This is a genomic window from Paenimyroides ceti, assembly GCF_030409925.1.
The window spans coordinates 1,243,535-1,258,971 of record NZ_JAUFQU010000001.1; the positions used below are offsets into that span (position 1 = coordinate 1,243,535).

A 15,437-nucleotide genomic window follows, 5' to 3' on the forward strand; every position below is an offset into this window, starting at 1 on the left:
AATTATTTTATTTTCCCATTAATTTGCCACCGATATTCCCTGCTGCCGAACCTGCTCCAGCACCTGCGATATTTCCAGTTTTCATAGCCGCTTGGTTTACGTTTCGGGTAAAGTTTCCAGCACCGCCGGCTTGTATTACCCAACCTGTTACCGTTGGAATAGTGAAGTAACCGATGATACCGATAATCATAAAGATGATATACACTGTATTGGAGGTATCGGGTATGAATGTGGGGTCAGACAGCATCGCAATATCCTTTTCCAATATGAGGGACTGTATTCTTGCAAGCATCGAACTGAACAAATCTGAAACAGGAAGCCACAGATAAACACTTATATACCTCGTAAGCCATTGCGTGAGCGTGGATTGAAAGCCGTCCCACACGGAGATGGCGAAAGCAATTGGACCGAGAATACTTAAAACGATCAGGAAGAACGTTCGGATAGTATCAATGACTAAAGCCGCAGCTTGAAAAAGTATTTCGAGTAGGTTACGAAACCAATCTTTGATGGCTTTTTCTATCTTGTAGGCTTGCCTGTCCATATACATTCCGGCCATTGTTCCAATATCCGATGGCGACCAACCCAGTTCCTCCAGCTTTTTATCAAACTCTTCGTCCGATACCATATAGGCTGTTTCGGGGTTTCTGACCATTGCTTCATATTCCAATTGGTCTTTCTGCTGTTGTAGCTTGTTCAGATCCAGTACCTGGTCTTCGAGTATTTGATGGGTTCCGGTTACAACAGGACTTAATACCGCATTAATGGTTCCTAACACGATAGTTGGGAAAAACATAATGCAAAGTCCTAAGGCAAATGGGCGAAGTAAGGGGAACACATCAATAGGTTCGGCACGGCTTAAAGCCTGCCAAACCTTTAATGCTACATAGAACAAAGCTCCCAATCCTGCCAAACCTTTCGCAACCGCAGCCATATCGCCCGCAAGAGGCATCATATCATCGTAGAGCGAACGCAGAAGTTCGTGAAGATTATCCCATTCCATGATTTACCAGTATTTTTGGTTAGAAGTTCCGTACAGATCAAGCACCCTTTTGGCATCGTTTTTCTTCTTTGCTCTCAGGTAGCTTACCGATATGTTCTTATTGGTGTAATAGCGTACAAGGCTGTGGTATTCTTTTACTTCTTTGTACACACGGTCAATAATATCCATACGCTCTTTGTCATTCAGTGAAAGACTTGATGCACTGATAATTTGCTTCAATTCCTTTAGCAGTTCTGTACTTTCATTCAGCAGTGCCGAATACCCGTTGCCAATCGCTACTAACTCATTTGGTTTGAAATTCGGATCGTTCATCATCTTACCGAAATTGGTTACATACATTTCCGATACATCGCCCACCAGTAAAACTGTTTGTTGCACCTTACGGGCATCTTTCACAAGGTTGTTGATGGCTTGGAGTTTATCATAGTATTCCTTGCCTTGTTTGTACACTTTTTCAACCTCTTTGAAGTTCTTTACCACATTGCTCACTGTAGATGAAGTCTGTACGATTTCGTTCGCAGAGTTGAGAATACCTGAAGCCAGATTTGCCGGGTCAGTCACGACAAATTGAGCTTTTGCTGACGGTGCTACGACAAACAGTATTGCCGTGAGCATCATTAAAAATATTTTTTTCATTGTCTTGAATTTTTAAATGATTACTTATTGATTTAATTCATCACGCCTTTGCATAGCGATATGCTTAATGGCGAGTTCCACATTACCGTCCAATTCGGAAGCGAGTTGCATCACTTCCATTTTTTCGGTTTCTTCTGTCGTGTAAGCCAAATATTCTTCAAGGCTTACTTCCGTTGCGTACACTGCCGAGTGTGTTCCGCCCAATCCAATCCAAACTTCCTTGTACAAGCGACTGGCGTCGTTGTTCATATTGATGGATAGTACCTGTGCCTTTTCTTTATCCGTAAGCCCCAGCATTGCCTGTATATCATCAAACTTGTTCATATACTTACGCTGGTCTAAGAGGATTTTACAATCGGAATTGTTGATAATACTCTCTTTTACAATAGGCGACTGGATAATATCATCGACTTCTTGGGTTACGACAATGGCTTCTCCGAAGAATTTTCTTACGGTTTTAAAAAGATATTTGATGTATTCAGCCATTCCTTCTTTTGCAATGGCCTTCCAAGCTTCCTCAATCAAAATGAGCTTTCGGATACCTTTCAGTCTTCGCATCTTGTTGATAAAGACCTCCATAATGATGATGGTAACTATCGGAAAAAGGATTTTGTGATCCTTGATCGCATCAATTTCAAACACGATAAATCGTTTGGATAACAGGTCTAACTGCTTGTCCGAGTTCAGCAGATAGTCATACTCGCCACCTTTGTAATAAGGTTCTAAAACGTTGAGAAAATTGGCTATATCAAAGTCTTTTTCACGAACCTGTTTTTCTTCGAGTACCTTGCGGTAATCTCCTTTTACATATTCGTAAAAGCCATTGAATGATGGGAAAATACCCTCGTTTTTTATACGGTCGATATAACCTGAAACCGCATTGGACAACGCCACTTCCTCTGACCTTGTAGGCGGTTCATCATCACGTTTCCAAAGCGTGAGTATTAAAGTCTTGATACTCTCACGCTTTTCGATGTCGAACACACCATCATCGGTGTAAAATGGATTAAAGGCAATCGGGTTATCTTCGGTATAAGTGAAGTAAACACCGTCTTCGCCTTTGGTCTTTCCTTTGATTAATTCGCACAACCCCTGATAAGAGTTTCCCGTATCTACCAGCAATACGTGAGCACCTTGCTCGTAGTATTGCCTAACCATGTGGTTAGTGAAAAAAGATTTTCCCGAACCTGACGGACCAAGTATGAACTTGTTCCGGTTAGTGATAATCCCTCGTTTCATCGGCAAATCCGAAATATCCAAATGGATAGGCTTTCCTGTAAGCCTGTCAGCCATTTTTATCCCAAATGGAGAAGGCGAATTGTGGTAGTTGGTTTCTTCGGTAAAGAAGCACAATGCAGGTTCTATGAAAGTGTAAAAACTTTCCTCGCTCGGAAAATCACCAGCATTGCCAGGCATTCCTGCCCAATACAGGGTAGCTACATCAGTTGTATTGTGGCGTGGTTTGCATTCCATCAATGCTAATGCACTTCCGCAATCGTTCTTTAGCTGTTTGAGTTCAGCCGGATCTTCCGACCACGCCATTATATTGAAGTGTGAACGAACTGAAGAAAGCCCGAATGAATGGGCTTCGTTCAGGTACTTTTCAATCCACTCTTTGTTGATTTGGTTGGCACGGCTGTAACGAGCCAAAGAATGCATGTTGCGGGCAGATTTTTCAAACTTTTGCAGGTTGTCGTCGCTATTATCTAAAAACAGGTATTGGTTGTAGATATGGTTACAGCTTAACAACAACCCCACAGGAGCAGCGAACGATAAACGACAGTCGCTTCGGTCGGTAGATAACTTTTCAAAGCGGGTATCTGCCGAAACGGTTGCAGGCAGGTCGTCCGTATCTGACAAGGTGTGCAGAGATAACCTTTTATTTCCTATACGGACTTCTTCAGCACTGAGTGCTATGTCTTGCATTGCCGTTCTGTTTTCTCTTGATAGAGTTAGGTATTGCTCCAGCAATCCCTGTGTTTCGTCCGTACCGATGATGTCGTCTTCGGTCAAACGTCGTAGGCTTATAAATCCGCTATCATTAACAATTCGCTCAAACTGAGCCACCGCTTCCATAAATCGGTGTATCGTTTCTTTATTGATTTCTTTTGGAATAAGCGTACCCTTACAAAGCGAACTGAAGTTACTTTGCATACGCATTCTGTTCTTGGTAGTCTTGGTTAGAAACAGATAACAATAGTGGTTCAGAAATGGTCTTTCGTTGAAATGGCGTTGATAGGATTTCGACAGAAAGCTCTGATCTTCCTGTGCCAAATCCGGAGCGTAGTTTTCTTTGATGTACCAATCCTGTTTGTGAATGACGGTAAAGTCTGGCAAGGTTTTGATTGCCTTGTGCCAAGCGGAATGGATAGCTTCGTATTCTGCCGATGAAACGGTAAACAGTTCCGGCAACCGTACTTCAAAACAGGCGGTAATGTCTGCATCTTTAGAAAGAATGCAGTTGTTCTCTACTGCCAGCAAAGGAAATTTGTTTTCCAATGTGGCTGTCTTAGCTACATTTCTCATAAGGTTTTGAGTTTAGGAGTGAATTTTAAATACCTGTGTACAGGCTTGCGGCAGATGATATAACGGGGATGCCTTTTTATGGCTCCCAACTTCATCAGTCCGTGTTCGCCATATTTCCTATTCAGTGAAAAGGTCTGCCAGATGATAAGTGAAGCACCTCCGGTTCCGAGCAGTAGACAGATGTAAGAATTTACACCTGCCATATACATTATCATCACGAAAATTAAAGTGCCGAGCAATCCACCTGCGAAGATGAACAGGTACTGTGCTTTCAACCCCTTAAATTCCACCGTTCTTCCGATGCCCTTGTTGATATTGTAATTCATAAGGCAAGGGATTAAAGGAAGAATGAACGCAGAATGGTAGCCGCTACAATCAGGAAGATACACGCACCGAACCACGAAGCTGCCGTCTTGCTTGTGTCAGGATCTCCACTACTGAACTTGTTGTACACTTTAACGCCTCCGATGAGCCCAACTACCGCACCGATAGCGTAGATTAACTGGGTTGCGGGGTCGAAATAACTTGTTACCATTTGGGTAGCTTCGTTGATACCTGCCGAGCCGTTTCCCTGTGCGAAAGCACCAATTCCTGACAACATCGCTACGGTTGCCAGCAAAACTTTTTTTCTTTGTTTTTCCATAATTGAAACACATTAATTTGTTTTTGTTATCCCACACCTTGCGGGCTTTCGGGACAAATGTCTTATGGAAATTGAGGCGTTACCGTAAAGTGGCAGTCAGAGGAAGTGTTTGGCGTTGAGTGGCATTATTAGCCGTGTTTTTTATAACTTAGTCACATATTAATTTTAATAAACTAATACCATGATTGATTTTGAAATAGCCGAAATTGAGACTGCTAACCAATTAGCCCGATTGCTGAATCCAAGGGTTGATTTTACAACACCATATACATTCTATTATGATGAGACTAATAATGTCAAAACATTCTATGTAAGAGAAAATGATTTCAATTATACATTTACTGCAAATTTCGTATTGGGAGGACTTCTACATCAGGGAGTAGTACCAGATGTACAGCCATTGATTGATAGTTTTAATTTGCAGAAAACAGCCAAGGAAGTTAAATTCAAACATATCGCATTCGGAGATTTCCTTGATTGCCTCAAATCCCAAAAGCTAAATCTCTTCTTTCGCTTTTTAAAGGATAGCGATCTTTATGTACATTATTCGAGCTTAAATATTCTTTATTGGTCTGTAGTTGATATCGTTGACTCTGCTATAATGAATTCGGACACGGCTATGCAATTAGGACCTGGATTTGATAATCGGTTAAAGAATGACCTTTATAAACTTTGTCGTCTTGAAATAGATGCCGTCATTCAACTTTTTTATGCTTTCGAATATCCTAATGTTAAACCTGAAAAAATTGGTGATTTCATAGAGGCATTGAGTAATCTTTTTGAGGAATATCTACCTATCCCAGAATTTCATTTTGGACTGGAATCTTTACGGCAGATATTGAAAGAGTCTAAAAAGAAGGGTGAGCTAGCTTTTGTGATGCAAGAACAAGATTATGTTCTGTTGGCAGATCTGACACATTTTTATCTTAGACCAATCTACACTTTCAAGAATTCAACTCATATATTCGATAATGAGGATTCCATCAGGGAAGCTTTGAACGGTTACAGAATGCTAGATAAGGGAGTCGAATTTAAAAACTATTCTTTTGTTGATTCACAGGATAGCCAATTGACACAACTTTCTGATATTTTCGTTGGCTTTATGGGTAAGTATACCAATTACAGGAATACACACACTGTAGAAGAAATTAAAGCAGATATTGACTCATTCTCGGAATTACAGTTGGAAAATCTAAAGTTATTTGTTGATATTATTAATAAATCAGACCAGAAAAATCCTGCATTTCTGCACGCGACTGATAGTCATGAGGAAGTTATGAAATTTGATATCATTAGTAAATATCTTGCCTAAGTGCAAAATCATTTTAAAGTCAATCTAACATTTTAATTGAATTCTGCTTATAAACACAAAAAATAAATTAAATTAGTCAGATTTATAGTTACTTATGGACCTGATTTATCAAACCGCTCTTATTAATGAAACCATCCCTAATAGATCTTATAAAAAAGACTGTATTATTAGAATACAATCTACCAGATGATAAGCTTTTGATAAGCAAATCTTGTGTTACTCATATTGACCTTTTCGATGATTGTTATAAAGCTGAAGATATGGGAAGTTTATCTCGTATCATCTATGAAAGCATCTTGTATTACGCTTATGATGAATTTCAGTTGTTGGACGGTGATCATCAAAAGATGTTTATAAATGCATTTAACGCAAAATTTAAATATAATTATTCTGCGGATGACTTGGCAAAACTGAAATTAGGGATTTACGGAGAGTCCTTGCTTTACGCAATATTGAAAGTATACTACGGAAATGAAACACTTGTATCGCGTGGCTACTTTTATGACATACAGAAGAAATCGGAGGTGACCGGGTATGATTGCTTCCACTTAATTCAAACTGAGGATGAAATACAATTATGGTTTGGAGAAACTAAATTCTATCAAGACGGTAAAGCCGCAATTAATAAAGTGTTTGATAATATTCAGAAAGCTATTTCAGATGATTATCTCATCAACACGAATTTTACGACAATCCTTCAAAGTAAAGGGAATATTGTCGACAAAGAATCTTCCCTCTATAAGATACTTGATAAATGGGATAAATGCATCATCGACAATTTGGAACAGGAGCTTATCGACAATAATATTAAATTAGTTTATCCTATACTGATCACTTTTGACTATGTCAATGGTAATTACCAAGAGTCAATAGAAACAGCCATCAAACATATTAATGAAAATTACAAAGACCTTGAATTCAAAAATATTAGTATAGATTTTTCAATATTTTTTATTCTAATTCCGATCGAAAGTGCAAAAACCTGTAAAGAAACAATCATCAAATGGATAGACAGCAAAGAACCCTTAACGTTGTAACCACATTAAATTCCTTTCAGGAAGGCATAACGGCAAAACACTTATTACTAAATGAAGTCTGTGAATATTTTGACTTTATAAAAGATGAAGAGATAGATGATGCAGACCGAAGGTTTCTTCTATATCTCTCTTCTAAAGTCGGGGTTCCGCACTATTACGATATTCTTTATAAATTCCAAAAGGATAGGTCACTAGCTTTAGATGAAGATAATATTTGCCTCAGTACAATATCTTCCTTATTATACGAATCATCACTCTACACGGATGATCATTCAAAATTACACCAATATCAGAAGGAAATCCTTGATCTGTTTATTTCGGAAAAAACAAACCGCTACTTTCTATCAGCGTCTACGTCATTTGGAAAGACGCATCTTGTATATGAAATTATAAAAAAGATGCGTTACAAAAATGTTGTCTTAATATTTCCGAGTATTGCCTTATTGACAGAAAATTTGGCGAAGATCAAAAATGGAACTATAAAGTTTGCAGATGAATACAATGTTCAAACCTTAAGTGATTTTGCTGTAAACCCTCAGGAAAATAATATTTTTATTTTTACACCGGAGCGTTTCCTTTCATTTTTGGACAAGAATCACGATGTTCATCTTGACTTTATCTTTATAGATGAAGTGTATAAGATCGACAACGGATACATTATTGACAATGAAGCAAAAGAAAATGAACGCGATGTTGCCTATAGAATGTCCCTATTTTATGGCTTCTCAAAATATACTGACATAGATATTTTTCTCGCTGGTCCATATATTGAAGTCTTTGACCAGACTCGCGACGGCTATAATCCATCTTTCGATTTGTTCCTTCGTGATTTTGGTATTGAAAAATTATTAAGAAACGAATATGAAATAGTAAAAGTTACAAAAACTGATGTAGAAAATGAGAGAGGGCGAATCACGATTGATGGACTTGATTTTAATTTTAGCAGAAAAACTGCAAAAAAAGCAAAAATACAGGAGCTTCTAGATCGCATTTTACTCAATAACGAAAATGCTATTGTGTATTGTAATACTCAGGGCAATGCTGAGAAAGTAGCCAAAGATTTTGACAGAGCTCCTTTAAATACCGGATTTTATAAAATTTTTCTTGACCATCTTTTGCAAAATTTCGACTCCAAATGGATTGTTATAGAAGCTTTACAGAAAGGCGTCGGTGTTCATCACGGGATGGTACCTAAATATATTCAAAAGGAGATTATTTCTCTTTTCAACAATCCAGAATCGGGCGTAAGAATATTAACTTCAACTACTACCATAACCGAAGGTGTAAATACGACTGCAAAAAATATGATTGTTTATAAAAGTGAAAAAGGAGGAGGAAGATATGGAAAACCATTACTAACCTTTGATGCCAAAAATATTGCAGGAAGAGCTGGCCGCTTTATGGAACATTACACTGGTCGAGTGATTTCTCTTGATAAAGAGTTTATGAACGTCATAAACGATACGGGTGAACAGATTACCCATAAAAACTATGACTTAAATGTTGAAAAAAAAGAAATTGATGATGAGATGACCCCGGAACAATATTTGGATGATCGCAGTCGTGAGAGATTGTTAGAAATTCGGGCTATGCAGGAAACGCGAGGCATTCCAGACTATATTCTTTCACAATTTAAGGTTATAAGCAAGCGTGATAAGATTAAGATATACGATAATATAGCAGGGCTGTCACCATTATTTCATCAAAGGATAAAGAGGTTTATAGCAAGATTAAACGCACCTCGAATGGCTCTCGAAAAAGATGGCTTTCAGGTAATATTGGACGCAATTTACGAAGTAGTTGAAAATGAAACTTTAAAGGCTATGATAGAAAATACCTTTAAAGATAACTATAGTCCAAATCATTATTCTATTCTATTTGCAGCACTCAATAGTTATTTAAGTACAGGATTCAATGGTGTCTACAATTATAATTTAAGAAGGGAGGCCAATCCCAATTCATCCAATGCGGTTAATAGTGCAATGAGAAGAACTTCGTCGCTGATATACAACACCTTCAAATACCAGTTGGTAAAGTATATTGGTGTGTTCAATCTCATGTATAAGTTTTACATTTCCCAAAGAGATAGAATTGCTTATGAAGACGCTACTGGTATCGATGTGCTCTTAATCAAGTTAGAGTACAACGCATTCAGTGAAGAGGCACGCATCGCAAGTGATTACGGTGTACCACAAAAAATTATTGACTATTATGATTCCCAAAACCAAAATGAAGCCAACCGAATACAAGGTTCATTCGATGGGTATGAAAAGACAATATTTGAAAGAATAAATAATATTATTAATAATTAGTATAAATACCATGAAAACCTTTAGCATTAAGATAATACTATTACAAGTGGTAAGCTAAGCATAAAAAAACGCCAAGCATTTTACTGTTTGGCGTTGTCTAACAGAAATTTTATTTACATTTTTCGACCTTTCTTAGATTGCTGGTTTTGGGATGGAACGGAAGGTTTGCTTTGAAGTTTTTCTTTTTCTGATTTGTCTTTTAATCTATTAAGATTATCCTTAATAATATCGTTGATATAGGTTTCCTTCCAAGAGACAATCTTTGCCTCAAAATGAAGTTTAATTCCTGTAGGTTTTAAATCCTCTTTTATATCCCAACCACCTTTTCTGTTCCACCCAATGAGATCAAGCTCCTTTTGAAATGGGAATTCTACTGCGATGAGATCTTTAGGTACGCTAACGAGATTGTTATAATCAAGTTCTCTGAACTCATGCTTCTTGGGATCATAAGGAATAAGGTAGGCATTTCGTTCTTCTGAAAAATAATGGTCTATTTCATCGAATACTATTCCTTTGGATAGAAAATCGTCTTTGGGACGAAGCATATCCATTCGTATATCTACATAAAAGGTATGCCCTGCAATATCAATGGTTGGTAACACACCTTTGTTTACGCGTAAATCGTAGGCGTTTTCAGGCTTTATTGCCATTTCCATTTCTTCACGTATTTTAACTGCCCAATCTATATAGGCTTTGGCATCCTCTATATTGTTCGGTAAGGATTTTCTATACCCTGACATCTTGCTGTCATCAAGCCCGACGATATATCCGTGATTGGGGAACTCTTCAGATTTATAGACAATGATAAGATTGTCTATATCTTTACCGACCACATTATTTTTATGGCTGGCGATGGTATAGCCTTTATATTCCTCGAATATATAATCGGGGTCGTTTTTGGATTTAATCATATCTGTATGCTTAGGGCGTTATTTACAGCATTGCGGATTATATGAAATCGGCAATATCAAAATCACTTAAATCACTCTTCCGCAAATTGGAAGAATTGGTTTCGGTATCAGATGATGAAAGTGTGCTGTCCAAAAGCTCGGCAATCTTTCTTGAAGCACCTTGCATTGAACTTTCCAGTAGAGCAAATAATTCGGTTCCCTGTAATCTTTGAACTATATCAATCGCTGTTTCCTTTTGGGCTGGTTCCAATGTTTCTTTTTGGAGCAACACCCCCACGTTGTTTAGTTCTTCAAAGGTAACCCCCTGGGCATAACCGTCATCGCTACCGGACGTTCTGTACCTGTTCAAATCTTCTTCTTCCTCTGCTAAATCGGGTACATTATTACTGAACACCTTATCCAATTCTTCCTGCGGAATTTGCTGAATACCTACGTTTTCATTTTCGTCGTATTCAATGTCTAAATTAGCAGGATCTACTTCCGGTTCCGTTATTTGGCTTTCAGTGGCAGTATTTGGCACTGATTGGCTTCTTAAAGCCTTCGGTTGTCCCATAATATCAGGCAATTTCGGGTTAACTTTTTCCTGTTTAGGTTTTTGTTCCGACTTCCGTTTAATAACAATCTTGTCCTGCAAAAGCAGGGCAATGACTATCAACAGGCATATTACAATTACTATTTCCATCGCTATAAAATTGGTTTGTTCTGTTTGTTATAATAGTCAATAATGTCTTCGCCAAATTCCTTGAAGTGATGTTCAAGAATGTTGTCTATTAGAGAGTAAAGCGTGGCTTTGTCCTCTCTTGATACCTGTACAATACGGAGTAGCCGTTCGTGGTATTCGGGACGTATGTACACTACTTTTCCGTGCCGTCCTGACGGAAATCGGTTGATGAGGAATATAGAGGGATAAGGATTTTTACGCTCTTTATTTTTCTGATTTTTTCTATTGCTGTTCATCGCTGTAATTTTTAAAAAGTTGGTTTATTTGCTTTGTCGTAAAGCTCTTTCATTTCCGCTCCAAAATCATCAAAATGATGCTGAAGTAAATTCTGCAAATAATCGGCAAGGGTCAGTTTGCTACCACCGAGCATAAATACAAGCAGGTTCAGTTTCTGATGAAACTCTTTGCTGATATATACCGTTTTTCCTTTCCTTGCCATAAATTCTGTAGGTGTAAGGAATGTGGATTTGTATTGAGCCGTGCGTATGGCTTTGTCTGTTTTTTTGTTTGTATTTTCCATAATCTGTTACTTTAAAAAATAGGTTTAAACTTCTCGTTAAAATCATCGGTAATCGCTTTCTCAAACAGTTCAAAATGATGTTCGAGAATATTGTCGAGGTACGCATACAACGGTATCTTATCTTTTCCGATAACCTGTACGATACGGGACAGACGTTCGTGGTATTCCTGCCGGATATAGATACTTTTATCGCCACGCTTTTCCATAGAGTGTGTATTCAGGAAGCGTTCGCCATAAGTGCTGTCGGTATTTTTCTTTGCTCTTGTCCGCTCTCTTTGTACGGGCTTCTCCTGTGCTGGCTCCGTAATTTCTTCTTTGATGATTTCTTTTTTAATTTCCTCTTTGGGTGGTTCTTCAGGAGTTTCAACAGGAGGCTGTTGCATTCCCTCTTTGCGGACACCGCCAGCCATTAATGACATTACATATTCTTCGTCAATTTCAGGGCTGTTTCTTTTTTTATTTCCTTTTTCCATAATTGTTACAGTTCAATGGTTCTTAAAAATTCCTGGATAAATAAATCCAACTGGCAGGCAGTCATCAGCCTTTGGTCGGGCGGCAGCAAAGAAGAACGGAAAGGCGTTTTTTCCATCGCTTCGCTTTCTTTTCTAAAACGCTTGCTGTCCGTTACATAAATCTTCATCAGGGAGAAACCCAAATCCGCTATGAATTTGCCGTACAAATCATAGAGTTCCGATTTTTCACGCCTGTCCACTTGGTTCCAAAACAAGTGGATACCTTTAATGGTGCTTCCTCCACTTTTCATTATAATATCCGTAAGAGCCTGTGTAAAGCTCAGCGTACTTTCCACGACAACCCTGTCAGCCGTGATAGGCGAAAAGATGTAGTCCATTCCCATAAGGGTATGGAGTATTCCGGCAGAGTTGACCGTTCCGGGCAGGTCGAAGAAAACCACATCAAACGGAATGGTTGAGGATTTTATTAAGTTTTCAGCTTCCCCCAAAGCGGTTTCCGCTTTGCATTGCTCTATCGTGTAGGCTTTCTTATTAATGGTCATAAATTGCCTGTGGGCAATACGTTTAAAGTGTTCGTTTTCCCTTACGGCTTTCAAATCCCTTTCCCGCATTTTCAATAAACTGTACTGTGGGTAATCACAATCCAACACGGCTACATTGTAGCCCATTCGGTAATGGAGCAGGCTTGCGACAAGTGCCGTAAATGTGCTTTTGCCAACGCCTCCTTTTTGAGAAGAAAAGGCAACGAACAGAGGTTTCTTTTTTGTTTCCATATCTTAAAAATTTAAAGTTTCTACTTTCTTGCAGGCATTCCATCCTGTGGACTGTCTGTCTGTCTGTCTGTCATTCCTGATTTCATTCCGGCTTCCTTGCAGGATAGCCAGCCATCTTGCTTGTCTGAACTTGTGATTGCCTGCCTTTCTGCGATGTGGCAGGACTGCACTCGTTCTTGTTTGCTATCCGTCAGGAGAGCCGTCATTCCTGTATTCCTGCAAACCTGCATACGTCCAAGAAATCTGTCTTGTGTGCTTGCCTGCCGACAGTCTATCACGTTTGCTTTCTTGCAATCCTGAAATCTTGCAATCCTGAAATCTTGCAGTCTTGCAATCCGGCTTGCAGAATGGTCTGCATTTCTGAATGCTGTCTATCCGCTCTGAATGATAGTCTGATAGCGTTCCTGCCTGAAATCTGATACAAAGAACCAATGTTATTTTCCTTGTTGTACATAGTTGGCAGTGTTTGGCGTTCAAAGGCAGTCTTTGGCACTCCGTTACACTGCAATACTTTCAGAAAGAGGGGTTTACTTTGTAAAATGAATTTTATTAATGGATTTATGCAAAATCGAATGGACAAAACGGACTTTAACAGCAACGGCATCGAGCCGTTTTTCCCTGTTACATTCAATCCGTCCCGTAGGGCGGATTTTTGTGTTCAACAGAACACGGCAAGTTGTGTTCTCAGCATCTCGAAAATATTTTCCGATGCAGAACAACTTGCCCCGCCGGGGGCTGAAAAACACCTTCCGAAGTCAGGGTTTTGTGTAGATTAAAAATGGATTTATTATGAGCGAGAACAACAAAAAACATTTGAAAAGACACATTGGTCGTCCACTTAAAACAGATCCTGCAATATTCAGGTATTCCCTTTCTTTAAATGAGGAAGAAAACGCCCGTTTTCTTGCCCTATTTGACCAGTCGGGTATGCAGGTAAAAGCACATTTTATCAGATCCTGCATCTTTGACAAGACGGTGAAAACCATTCAGATTGATAAAGGAACCGTTGATTTCTATATGCGGTTAACTACGTTTCATAGCCAGTTCCGTACCGTTGGGGTAAACTATAACCAGATTATAAAGCTCTTGTACAAGAATTTTTCCGAGAAAAAAGCATCGGCATATCTCTTTAAACTAGAAAAGCAGACGGCGGAAATGGCTATGCTGTGCCGAAAAATCATTGAATTGACAGAGGAATTTGAAACAAAGTACCTGAAAAAACAGCCTTAAAAATGATAGCAAAAATTGGAAGAAGTGTAAATTTATACGGTGCGTTGGCATACAATAATCTTAAAGTGGAGAGCGAAAACGGTCAAATCCTTTTTACCAACAAGATGATTGAAACCCGCACCGAACAATATTCCGTTGCACAATTAGCCCAATCTTTTGTTCCTTACCTGTTGGCTAACCGCAATACCGACAAACATACCTTGCATATTTCGCTCAATCCCGACCCGAGAGATATCGTTAGTGATGACAAGTTCCGAGAAATAGCACAGCAGTATATGCGTGAAATGGGTTACGGCGAACAGCCTTTTGTGGTCTTCAAACATACCGATATTGACCGCAGCCATATCCATATCGTATCGGTTTGCGTGGACGAAGAGGGCAAAAAGATTTCGGACAAGTTCGAGAAAATGAGGTCTATGAATGTTTGCCGTGAACTGGAGAGGCAGCACAATCTGATACCGGCAACGGAAAAGGAACGGCAGCAGAACGACAAAATTTTTAAACCGGTGGACTATAAAGCAGGCGATGTAAAAAGCCAAATTGCTTCGGTCGTCCGACACCTCCCACATTATTATCAATACCAAACTTTGGGCGAATACAATGCTTTGCTTTCCCTTTTCAATATAACTACTGAAAAAGTGGAAGGTGAATTGCAGGGAAAGTTGAGACAGGGGTTACTCTACATCCCATTAAATGAAAAAGGAGAAAGAGCCGGACATCCGTTCAAAGCTTCATTATTTGGCAAGAACGCTGGGCTTCCGGCTCTGGAACTACATTTTGCAAAAAGCAAAGATTCTTTAAAAGACAATCCAGTCAGGCAGACTTTAAAGGCAGCCGTTACCATTGCACTGCAATCTACAGTTGATGAATTGAGTTTTAAAAAGCAGTTAGGTGAGCAAGGCATCAATGTAGTGGTACGAAGAAATGATGCAGGTCGTATTTACGGAATGACTTTTATCGACCACAATTCCAAATCAATCTGGAATGGTTCACGAATAGCAAAAGAACTTTCTGCAAATACCTTCAATGATTATTGGAACAATAACATTAGGCCAGAGATTAAAGAAACTGTTGTACAACAACCAAAAAAATCCACATCAAATGGTGCGGATCTTCCTGCGGAAGAACCACACCATTTGTTCGACTTCCTGAATACTACTGAAAAACATGAAGACGGTTTGATTGAAGCATTAGGCGGTTTATTGCCCGAAGCACAGGGCGAAGATTATGAAGAGCAGAATTTTGCCAACAAAATGAAGAAGAAAAGTAAACGCAATAGAGGTCATAAATAAAACATCCTAATCAGATATTTAACGATTACGGCACCTCATTAAATCATT

At 38.9% G+C, this 15,437-nt stretch carries 18 protein-coding genes; 5 read left to right on the forward strand and 13 right to left on the reverse strand.

What is annotated here, in order from left to right:
- Positions 1-7: 7 nt before the first annotated feature.
- Genes traJ through QW060_RS06000 form a run of 5 tightly spaced genes read right to left on the reverse strand, consistent with a single transcriptional unit; the run spans position 8 to position 4,766 of the window.
- On the reverse strand, positions 8-1,003 hold the full coding sequence (gene traJ, locus QW060_RS05980) for a conjugative transposon protein TraJ (RefSeq protein ID WP_290362737.1): 996 nt from the start codon (positions 1,001-1,003) through the stop codon (positions 8-10).
- Positions 1,004-1,006: 3 nt separating this feature from the next.
- Entirely contained in the window at positions 1,007-1,639 is a 633-nt protein-coding gene (locus QW060_RS05985; protein ID WP_290362738.1) for a DUF4141 domain-containing protein, read from the reverse strand.
- A 24-nt stretch (positions 1,640-1,663) separates the two neighbouring features.
- Entirely contained in the window at positions 1,664-4,165 is a 2,502-nt protein-coding gene (locus QW060_RS05990; protein ID WP_290362739.1) for a TraG family conjugative transposon ATPase, read from the reverse strand.
- Positions 4,162-4,491, reverse strand: coding sequence for a DUF4133 domain-containing protein (locus QW060_RS05995; RefSeq protein ID WP_290364705.1), 330 nt, complete (start codon positions 4,489-4,491; stop codon positions 4,162-4,164). Before QW060_RS05995 ends, QW060_RS05990 begins: the two co-directional genes overlap by 4 nt.
- Before the next feature lie 11 nt (positions 4,492-4,502).
- Complete coding sequence (locus QW060_RS06000; protein ID WP_123901942.1) at positions 4,503-4,766, reverse strand: DUF4134 domain-containing protein; 264 nt, start codon at positions 4,764-4,766, stop codon at positions 4,503-4,505.
- 274 nt (positions 4,767-5,040) lie between these two features.
- Here QW060_RS06000 and QW060_RS06005 point away from each other — a divergent pair, with 274 nt between their 5' ends.
- The 3 genes from QW060_RS06005 (at position 5,041) to QW060_RS06015 (ending at position 9,469) form a co-directional block, all read left to right on the forward strand.
- Positions 5,041-6,120, forward strand: coding sequence for a DUF3800 domain-containing protein (locus QW060_RS06005; RefSeq protein WP_290362740.1), 1,080 nt, complete (start codon positions 5,041-5,043; stop codon positions 6,118-6,120).
- A 125-nt stretch (positions 6,121-6,245) separates the two neighbouring features.
- Positions 6,246-7,157 carry a Hachiman antiphage defense system protein HamA gene (locus tag QW060_RS06010; RefSeq protein ID WP_290362741.1) on the forward strand — a complete coding sequence of 304 codons (912 nt, stop codon included), beginning with the start codon at positions 6,246-6,248 and terminating at the stop codon, positions 7,155-7,157.
- A complete protein-coding gene (locus QW060_RS06015; RefSeq protein WP_290362742.1) occupies positions 7,124-9,469 on the forward strand; it encodes a DEAD/DEAH box helicase family protein in 2,346 nt (781 codons plus the stop codon). Before QW060_RS06010 ends, QW060_RS06015 begins: the two co-directional genes overlap by 34 nt.
- Positions 9,470-9,582: 113 nt before the next feature.
- Here QW060_RS06015 and QW060_RS06020 read toward each other — a convergent pair whose 3' ends face one another.
- From QW060_RS06020 to QW060_RS06055, 8 genes are read right to left on the reverse strand one after another with little or no spacing between them, the layout of a single operon-like run.
- Positions 9,583-10,380 (reverse strand): hypothetical protein, encoded by a 798-nt coding sequence (locus QW060_RS06020; RefSeq protein ID WP_290362743.1) that lies wholly within the window; start codon positions 10,378-10,380, stop codon positions 9,583-9,585.
- Between the two features lie 37 nt (positions 10,381-10,417).
- On the reverse strand, positions 10,418-11,062 hold the full coding sequence (locus QW060_RS06025) for a conjugal transfer protein TraD (RefSeq protein ID WP_290362744.1): 645 nt from the start codon (positions 11,060-11,062) through the stop codon (positions 10,418-10,420).
- Positions 11,063-11,064: 2 nt separating this feature from the next.
- Positions 11,065-11,337 carry a DUF3408 domain-containing protein gene (locus QW060_RS06030; protein WP_290362745.1) on the reverse strand — a complete coding sequence of 91 codons (273 nt, stop codon included), beginning with the start codon at positions 11,335-11,337 and terminating at the stop codon, positions 11,065-11,067.
- Positions 11,338-11,348: 11 nt separating this feature from the next.
- Positions 11,349-11,621 (reverse strand): DUF3408 domain-containing protein, encoded by a 273-nt coding sequence (locus QW060_RS06035; RefSeq protein ID WP_290362746.1) that lies wholly within the window; start codon positions 11,619-11,621, stop codon positions 11,349-11,351.
- A gap of 11 nt (positions 11,622-11,632) precedes the next feature.
- Positions 11,633-12,094 carry a DUF3408 domain-containing protein gene (locus QW060_RS06040; RefSeq protein ID WP_290362747.1) on the reverse strand — a complete coding sequence of 154 codons (462 nt, stop codon included), beginning with the start codon at positions 12,092-12,094 and terminating at the stop codon, positions 11,633-11,635.
- 5 nt (positions 12,095-12,099) lie between these two features.
- Positions 12,100-12,867 carry a ParA family protein gene (locus QW060_RS06045; protein ID WP_290362748.1) on the reverse strand — a complete coding sequence of 256 codons (768 nt, stop codon included), beginning with the start codon at positions 12,865-12,867 and terminating at the stop codon, positions 12,100-12,102.
- A gap of 20 nt (positions 12,868-12,887) precedes the next feature.
- Positions 12,888-13,145 carry a hypothetical protein gene (locus tag QW060_RS06050; RefSeq protein WP_290362749.1) on the reverse strand — a complete coding sequence of 86 codons (258 nt, stop codon included), beginning with the start codon at positions 13,143-13,145 and terminating at the stop codon, positions 12,888-12,890.
- Complete coding sequence (locus tag QW060_RS06055) at positions 13,142-13,471, reverse strand: hypothetical protein (RefSeq protein ID WP_290362750.1); 330 nt, start codon at positions 13,469-13,471, stop codon at positions 13,142-13,144. Before QW060_RS06055 ends, QW060_RS06050 begins: the two co-directional genes overlap by 4 nt.
- 185 nt (positions 13,472-13,656) lie before the next feature.
- Here QW060_RS06055 and mobA point away from each other — a divergent pair, with 185 nt between their 5' ends.
- A complete protein-coding gene (gene mobA, locus QW060_RS06060; protein ID WP_290362751.1) occupies positions 13,657-14,097 on the forward strand; it encodes a conjugal transfer protein MobA in 441 nt (146 codons plus the stop codon).
- A gap of 2 nt (positions 14,098-14,099) precedes the next feature.
- Positions 14,100-15,389, forward strand: coding sequence for a conjugal transfer protein MobB (mobB, locus tag QW060_RS06065; protein WP_290362752.1), 1,290 nt, complete (start codon positions 14,100-14,102; stop codon positions 15,387-15,389).
- Positions 15,390-15,437 lie beyond the last annotated feature (48 nt).